Source organism: Pseudomonas sp. OTU750018 (assembly GCF_011636575.1).
Classification (GTDB): Bacteria; Pseudomonadota; Gammaproteobacteria; order Pseudomonadales; family Pseudomonadaceae; genus Aquipseudomonas; species Aquipseudomonas peli.
Map to the genome: position 1 here is coordinate 448,988 of NZ_JAAPAU010000004.1, position 7,923 is coordinate 456,910.

Sequence of the window (7,923 nt, forward strand, 5' to 3'; positions counted from 1 at the left end):
ACGTGAATAAGTGGTTGATTCCAGCTGTAACGGTTTCGCTGGTACTGGCGGGTTGCAGCAGTGTGCCGCGTGGCTCGATTCCGGTCGTTGAAGGTGGCACTGCGGTCGCCGGCGCGCAGTCAGGTACGCCTGGCAGCTATGGCGCTCCAGTTACACAGCCTCAGGCCCTGCCGGAAGACTCCGGCGTGGTCGTGATGGTGCCAGGTGGTGGTGGGAGTTCTGCGCCGATTCAGTCGTTCCCGGCGACCAATGCACCGCTGGACAACGGCACAACTTCGCAGCCTTGGAGTGCTTCGGCGCCTGCTACGACTCAAGGTGGCTATGTCGCCCCTGCGCCCAGTGGCATTCCAAGTGGTGGTTTGGCCATGGATGAGCAGCTGGACGGGCCGGTTCTGGCCTTGTTGACGACTGCCCAGCAACAGCAGGGCGGTGGCGATCTGAACGGTGCCGCTTCCAGCCTGGAGCGCGCTCAGCGCATTGCGCCACGTGAGCCGCAGGTGCTCTACAAGCTCGCCGAGGTGCGCTTGGCTCAAGGTGATGCTGCGCAGGCCGAGCAATTCGCTCGTCGCGGCCTTAGCTATGCCAGCGGTCGTCCGGCTTTACAGGCCAGCCTGTGGAACCTGATTGCTCAAGCGCGCGAGCGTCAAGGCGATGCTGCCGGTGCTGCGCAGGCCCGTGAGCAGGCGCGAGTTAACCTCTAATGGATGCGCGTGTGCTTGCGGTGGCGGAGCAGCTGTTGCTCATTGAGCGAGAGTTGCGCGTGCAGGGTTGGTGGGATGCGCAGGCGCCCAGCGCGCAGGCGCTGTCCAGTCAGGAGCCATTTTGTGTCGACACGCTGGCGTTCGAGCAGTGGCTGCAGTGGATATTCTTACCGAGAATGAAACAAATGGTGGAGGCGGGGGCCGCACTGCCCCGTGTTTCCGGAATTCAGCCGATGGCCGAGCAGGTGTTTGGTGGTCAGGCCAAAAAGGCCAGAGAACTGATCAAGCTGCTGGGTGAGTTCGATCAGTTGATTGTTGGCGCGACCTGAGTCGCGCCAGCGGCTTACTTGCAGTTTTCGGCGATCGCCTTCTGTGCTTCGCCGATACGGCTCTGGCGTTCTTCTTCGCTTAGGCGGCGCACTTCACCGTCTACATCGACGCGTACGCGCGGGTTGTTCTGCAGTTGTGCGAGGTCAGTGCGCACATCTTCACAGTACTTCTTGCGCTCAACTTCTTTGGCGGCAACCTCCTGCTTGATCTTTTCATCGATGGCCGCCTGCTCAGGATCGGCGATGCTTTCGAAGGTCGGTGCTGCTTTCTTTTCTTCCGCAACAGCAGGCTTTGGCGGTGGTGCTGCAGTGTTGACGCTGGTGGCGTCTTGGCCTTGCGGCGGCTGTGCGCTGAAGTGCGTCACGCCTTGGGCATCGACCCACTTATAAACCTGGCTGGCCATGGCGGTGGCGCTCATGGCGAGCAGCAAGCTGCTGGTGATCATCATGCGGCGCATGCGGTTTCCTTATGTTGAGCTGCGGTGCCTGCTGACTACTATAACCAAATTGTCTGAATCGTCATCCTGCGCTGCGTCACAGCAGAAGATTGCAGATTCAATCACGGATTACTTGACTTGGTCGCGCCGAATCCCAACAATTCCACGCTCGCTGTAGTGGAGTCCGCCGCAAGCAGGCTTTAGCTCAGTAGACATGAGGCGCACACCCGCGCCGACCTGTTACACCCGCAACGCGTTACCTCGCGCTGGGTGGGAAAACCCCGCAACACTTTGGGGAGTTCCCAATACTTGCTCAGTTGTAGCTGACGTAGTCGGCGACCACCGTCGCTCATGCTCTGCTGGCAGTAAACCTATCTTAGGCCGTCCTCCTTGTTGGGCGGTTTTCTGGCGTTTTAGAGGTGAACAACGTGGAGCTTTTATCCGGCGCTGAAATGGTCGTCCGCTTTTTGCGTGACGAAGGCGTTAAGAACATCTATGGGTACCCAGGCGGTGCTCTTCTACACATCTACGATGCCCTGTTCAAAGAACCGGAAGTGCAACACATCCTGGTTCGTCACGAGCAAGCGGCTACTCATATGGCTGACGGCTATGCCCGCGCCACCGGTAAAGCCGGTGTGGTGCTGGTAACCTCGGGTCCTGGTGCAACCAATGCCATTACTGGTATTGCCACTGCCTATATGGACTCCATTCCGATGGTGGTTTTGTCCGGTCAGGTGCCAAGCACCATGGTCGGTACTGATGCCTTCCAGGAAACCGACATGATCGGTATCTCCCGGCCGATCGTGAAGCACAGCTTTATGATCAAGCACGCTTCGGAGATCCCAGAAGTCTTGAAGAAGGCCTTCTATCTGGCGCAATCCGGTCGTCCTGGTCCGGTGGTCGTGGATATCCCGAAGGACATGACCAACCCGGCTGAGAAGTTCGAGTACGTCTATCCGAAGAAGGTCAAGCTGCGCTCCTACAGTCCGGCTCTGCGCGGTCATTCCGGGCAGATCCGTAAGGCCGCTGAACTGCTGCTGACTGCTAAGCGTCCAGTCATCTACTCCGGTGGTGGTGTGATCATGGGCGGTGCTGCAGCGCCGCTGACCGAGCTGGCGCAGATGCTCAACCTGCCAGTCACCAACACCCTGATGGGCTTGGGCGGTTATCCAGGGACTGATCGCCAGTTCCTCGGCATGCTCGGTATGCACGGCAGCTACACCGCCAACCTGGCAATGCACCACGCCGATGTGATTCTGGCGGTTGGCGCACGCTTCGATGACCGCGTGATCAACGGCGCGAGCAAGTTCTGCCCGAATGCCAAGATTATCCACGTTGATATCGATCCGGCCTCCATCTCCAAGACCATCAAGGCCGATATCCCAATCGTCGGTCCGGTTGATAGCGTGATGACCGAGATGGTCGCGATCCTTAAAGAGATCGGCGAGCAGCTGAACAAGGACGCCCTGGCAAGCTGGTGGAAGCAGATCGAAGAGTGGCGTGGCGGTCGCATCATGTTCCCTTACGACAAGGGCGACGGCAGCATCATCAAGCCGCAGACCGTGATCGAGACGCTGTCCGAAGTCACCGGTGGCGACGCGTTTGTGACCTCCGACGTTGGTCAGCACCAGATGTTTGCTGCCCAGTACTACCGCTTCAACAAACCGAACCGTTGGATCAACTCCGGCGGCCTGGGCACCATGGGCTTTGGTTTCCCTGCAGCTATGGGTGTCAAGTTGAGCTTCCCGGATGACGAAGTCGCCTGCGTAACCGGTGAAGGCAGCATCCAGATGAACATCCAGGAGCTGTCGACCTGCCTGCAGTACGGTTTGCCGGTGAAGATCGTCAACCTTAACAACGGTGCGCTGGGTATGGTGCGCCAGTGGCAGGACATGAACTACGGTAGCCGCCACTCGCATTCCTACATGGAATCGTTGCCGGACTTCGTCAAGCTGGCCGAGGCCTATGGCCATGTCGGCATGCGCATCACTGATCTAAAGGATCTAAAACCGATGATGGAGGAAGCCTTCGCGATGAAAGATCGCCTGGTGTTCCTCGACATTCAGGTTGATACCAGTGAGCACGTCTATCCGATGCAGATCAAAGACGGTGCAATGCGCGATATGTGGCTGAGCAAGACGGAGCGTACCTAATCATGCGACACATTATTTCCCTGCTGCTGGAAAACGAGCCCGGCGCATTGTCCCGCGTGGTCGGTCTGTTCTCGCAACGCAACTACAACATCGAAAGCCTGACTGTAGCGCCAACTGAAGACCCGACTCTGTCGCGTCTGACGTTGACCACTGTGGGTCATGATGAAGTGATCGAGCAGATCACCAAGAACCTCAACAAACTGGTTGAAGTGGTCAAGCTGGTCGACCTGTCGGAAAGCGCTCACGTCGAGCGCGAGCTGATGCTGGTCAAGGTCAAGGCCACTGGTGCTCAGCGCGCTGAGGTCAAACGTACCACCGACATCTTCCGTGGGCAGATCGTCGATGTGACCAGCAGCGTGTACACCATTCAGCTGGCCGGCACGAGCGACAAGCTGGACAGCTTTATCCAGGCCATCGGCACTGCGTCGATTCTGGAAACCGTGCGCAGTGGCGTTACCGGCATTGCCCGTGGCGACAAGGTGTTGAGCATCTGATCGCGTTGCACTGATAAAACGAAAAGCCCTCAGCGAGAGATCCCTGAGGGCTTTTTGCGTTTCTGGGGGTGACTCGCTGCCAGAATTTAGCGTTGGCGATTCCAGAAAGCGTTAATCAGCGGATCTTTAAGGCGCTTCTCCAGCGCGAACAGGCCAATGTCGTAGGCTGTTAGCGGCGGCTGAATATCGTAGATGCGGATACGTGCGGTCAGCGGGCTGTTGTCGAGGACGATTTGCGGAACCACACCAATGCCAAAACCCAGGCTGACCATGCTGACGATGGCTTCGTTGCCGCTCACCTGGGCGTAAATGCGCGGTTTGATGTTGTGGTTTTTTAACCATCGATCGGTGCGGGTCCTGGCAAGGCCTTCTTCTGAGAGAATCATCGGCACGTCTTTCCAAGTGTCCGTGCCGGGGCGCTTCAGTTGTTCCTCGGTTAACAGCTGGGGTGACAGCGGGCCGATAAAGCACAGTGCGGAACGAGCAATGGATTGAAACGCGACGCCAGTGGGCAAGCTGTCTGGGCGGGCGCCGATGGCCAGGTCTTCCAGTCCTTCTTGCACGCGCTCTACGGCTTTGGCCGGGTCGCCGGTGTGCAGCTTCATTTCAATGCGTGGGTAGTCCTGGCGAAAGCTGCTCAAAATGTCATAGAGGAAGCTGTAGCTAGCGGTTACCGAGCAATACAGGGAGAGCTCGCCGTGCAGGATCAACTGGTCCTGCTTAAAGGTCTGGCGGATAGCTTGCCAGCCGTTCATGACCTCACTCGCATACTCGCGGAACTGTTGCCCCTCGCGGGTCAGGCGGACTGAGCGGTTGTCTCGCAGAAAAAGTGGCGCGCCCAGTTCGTCCTCGAGTTGCTTGATGCTGCGGCTGAGTGCAGAAGGGCTGACGTGTTGCTCGCGGCTGGTTTTGCCGAAGTGCAGGTTGTCGGCCAGGGAGAGAAAGAGTCTGAGTGCGTGACTATCCATGATCGTTTCAAATATCGGCATGTTGTGTTGCAAATATATCATTTTACGCAATGGGGCGGATCACTTAAGGTGTCTTCGTCGCGGTGCATGCACCCCATCCCTTTTCGATTAAAAGAGCCAAGAACATGAAAGTTTATTACGACAAAGATTGTGACCTCTCGATCATCCAGGGTAAGAAAGTTGCCATCATTGGTTACGGTTCCCAGGGCCACGCTCAAGCATGCAACCTGAAAGATTCCGGCGTTGACGTGACTGTTGGCCTGCGCAAAGGCTCGGCCACTGTTGCCAAGGCTGAAGCCCATGGCCTGAAAGTGACTGACGTTGCTTCTGCTGTAGCTGCTGCCGATCTGGTCATGATCCTGACCCCGGATGAGTTCCAATCCTCGCTGTACAAGAATGAAATCGAGCCGAACATCAAGAAAGGCGCCACACTGGCCTTCTCCCACGGCTTTGCGATCCACTACAACCAGGTTGTGCCGCGTGCTGATCTCGACGTGATCATGATCGCGCCGAAGGCTCCGGGCCACACCGTACGTTCCGAGTTCGTCAAGGGCGGCGGTATCCCTGATCTGATCGCTATCTATCAGGACGCTTCCGGCAATGCCAAGAATGTTGCTCTGTCCTACGCTGCTGGCGTGGGTGGCGGCCGTACCGGCATCATCGAAACCACCTTCAAAGACGAAACTGAAACCGATCTGTTCGGCGAACAAGCCGTTCTGTGTGGCGGTACCGTTGAACTGGTTAAGGCCGGTTTTGAAACCCTGGTTGAAGCGGGCTACGCGCCAGAAATGGCTTACTTCGAGTGCCTGCACGAACTGAAGCTGATCGTTGACCTCATGTACGAAGGCGGTATCGCCAACATGAACTACTCGATCTCCAACAACGCCGAGTACGGCGAGTACGTGACCGGCCCGGAAGTCATCAACGCTGAATCGCGTCAGGCCATGCGCAATGCTCTGAAGCGCATCCAGGACGGCGAATACGCCAAGATGTTCATCAGCGAAGGCGCAACTGGCTACCCTTCGATGACCGCCAAGCGTCGTAACAACGCTGCACACGGTATCGAAATCATCGGTGAGCAACTGCGCTCCATGATGCCGTGGATCGGTGCCAACAAAATCGTCGATAAAGCCAAGAACTAAGGTTTTATGACGTAAGAAAAAACGCGGCCAAGGCCGCGTTTTTTCATGGTGCGGCAAGGCTTCTGGTATAAAGCCTGAGTGTTGCATGGGCGCTGGTGTGAACCCTGTTCGTCAGTGTCTGTCGAAATTCTCCAAATCCGTTGCAAGGTGTTGTTCATGAATGAACGTCCAGATGAGCCGCAGTCTCCCGTCGACGCCGAAAGTTTGCTGCCAATCGATGAGCATATAGAGGAGGGGCATGATGCCGAAGGGCGCAAGGTCCGTCATCGCGGTATTTATCTGCTGCCCAACCTGTTTACCACGGCCAACCTGTTTGCCGGGTTCTACGCCATCATCAATGCCATGAACGGCAACTTCTATGTAGCTGCGGCTGCGGTGTTTGTTGCCATGGTGTTGGATGGTCTGGATGGGCGTGTCGCACGATTGACCAATACCCAGAGTGCTTTCGGCGCCGAGTATGACTCGCTGTCCGATATGGTCGCCTTTGGTGTAGCGCCTGCCTTGCTCGCGTTTGAGTGGGCGCTTGGCAGTATGGGTAAGGTCGGCTGGATGGTTGCCTTCATCTATGTAGCCGGTGCGGCTTTGCGGTTGGCACGTTTCAATACGCAGATCGGCAGCGTCGATAAGCGCTACTTTATCGGTCTGGCCAGCCCGGCTGCTGCGGGTGTGGTGGCGGGGACGGTATGGGCCTTCAGTGATTTCGGTATCAAGGGCTCCAATATGGCCTTTGTGGTTGCAATCCTTGTGGCTGCTGCCGGCATGCTGATGGTCAGCAATATCAAGTACAACAGCTTCAAGGATCTCGACCTGAAAGGGCGTGTGCCGTTTGTGGCGATTCTGGCGGTGGTGCTGGTATTTGCGGTGGTGTTCAGTGATCCACCTCGGATCTTGCTGATCATCTTCCTGGCTTACGCGGCCTCGGGGCCTATTCAATACTTGCTGCGCCTGCGTCGCGGCAATAGCGCGTAGTTACAGCGTAGTGGTTCCGACAAAGCCGTTGAAGCGTCAGCTTCAACGGCTTTGTCGTTTCTGCAGGCGGCGCGCTAGTGGTTTGTGTGGCTACAGCCAGTGATTTCGCGGGTATTGAAACAAAAGCGCAATAAACGATTGACCTTCGTTTGCCAGTCCCTATAATGCGCACCTCTTCAGGCGTAAGCAGCTCCTTAAACTTCTTATAAAACAAGAAGTTAGATTTAAAAAGGGGTTGCAAAGCAGCGAAAGCTGCGTAGAATCCGCCTCCTCTTCAGGGGGTAGTGTTTGAGCCTGAAGGGGTTCGGTCGAGATGATCGAAGGCGGTAAAAGAGGTGGTTGACAGCGGTTTGAAACGCTGTAGAATTCGCCTCCCGCTGACGAGAAGCTAGATGTTGATCGAAGGCGCAAGTGGTTGAGATTGAAAAGAAATTTTCGAAATCACTTGACGGAGAATGAGGCTGCTGTAGAATGCGCGCCTCGGTTGAGACGAAAGACTTAACCACCGCTCTTTAACAACTGAATCAAGCAATTCGTGTGGGTGCTTGTGAGGTAAGACTGCTAGTCGCAAGATTATCAGCATCACAAGTTACTCCGCGAGAGATCAAAGATGTAACCAACGATTGCTGAGCTAAGTTTAGGGTTTTCTCAAAACCCAAGCAGTATTGAACTGAAGAGTTTGATCATGGCTCAGATTGAACGCTGGCGGCAGGCCTAACACATGCAAGTC

At 56.3% G+C, this 7,923-nt stretch carries 8 protein-coding genes; 6 read left to right on the top strand and 2 right to left on the bottom strand.

All coding sequences use genetic code 11. The features are described 5' to 3' along the window. The first annotated feature begins 2 nt into the window (after window positions 1–2). Together HCI85_RS20785 and HCI85_RS20790 are read left to right on the top strand one after the other, a co-directional pair. On the top strand, window positions 3–701 hold the full coding sequence (locus HCI85_RS20785; RefSeq protein WP_090256030.1) for a tetratricopeptide repeat protein: 699 nt from the start codon (window positions 3–5) through the stop codon (window positions 699–701). Next, the gene (locus tag HCI85_RS20790) at window positions 701–1,030 is read left to right on the top strand and encodes a YqcC family protein (protein WP_090256031.1); all 330 of its coding nucleotides are present in this window, start codon (window positions 701–703) and stop codon (window positions 1,028–1,030) included. The genes HCI85_RS20785 and HCI85_RS20790 overlap by 1 nt, the downstream gene beginning before the upstream one ends. 14 nt (window positions 1,031–1,044) lie before the next feature. Here the strand turns inward: HCI85_RS20790 and HCI85_RS20795 are convergent, their stop codons facing one another. Further along, window positions 1,045–1,488 (bottom strand): DUF4124 domain-containing protein, encoded by a 444-nt coding sequence (locus HCI85_RS20795; RefSeq protein WP_167147877.1) that lies wholly within the window; start codon window positions 1,486–1,488, stop codon window positions 1,045–1,047. Between the two features lie 407 nt (window positions 1,489–1,895). On the opposite strand from HCI85_RS20795, the gene HCI85_RS20800 reads away from it, so the two are divergent. Further along, window positions 1,896–3,620, top strand: a complete 1,725-nt coding sequence (locus HCI85_RS20800) for an acetolactate synthase 3 large subunit (RefSeq protein ID WP_160088604.1) — start codon at window positions 1,896–1,898, stop codon at window positions 3,618–3,620. A gap of 2 nt (window positions 3,621–3,622) precedes the next feature. Next, a complete protein-coding gene (gene ilvN, locus HCI85_RS20805; RefSeq protein ID WP_090256033.1) occupies window positions 3,623–4,114 on the top strand; it encodes an acetolactate synthase small subunit in 492 nt (163 codons plus the stop codon). Window positions 4,115–4,200: 86 nt separating this feature from the next. Here ilvN and ilvY read toward each other — a convergent pair whose 3' ends face one another. Further along, window positions 4,201–5,082, bottom strand: a complete 882-nt coding sequence (ilvY, locus tag HCI85_RS20810; protein WP_160088602.1) for an HTH-type transcriptional activator IlvY — start codon at window positions 5,080–5,082, stop codon at window positions 4,201–4,203. 125 nt (window positions 5,083–5,207) lie between these two features. On the opposite strand from ilvY, the gene ilvC reads away from it, so the two are divergent. Beyond that, on the top strand, window positions 5,208–6,224 hold the full coding sequence (gene ilvC / locus HCI85_RS20815; RefSeq protein ID WP_160088600.1) for a ketol-acid reductoisomerase: 1,017 nt from the start codon (window positions 5,208–5,210) through the stop codon (window positions 6,222–6,224). A gap of 156 nt (window positions 6,225–6,380) precedes the next feature. After that, window positions 6,381–7,193 carry a CDP-diacylglycerol--serine O-phosphatidyltransferase gene (gene pssA, locus HCI85_RS20820; RefSeq protein WP_167147880.1) on the top strand — a complete coding sequence of 271 codons (813 nt, stop codon included), beginning with the start codon at window positions 6,381–6,383 and terminating at the stop codon, window positions 7,191–7,193. Window positions 7,194–7,923 lie beyond the last annotated feature (730 nt).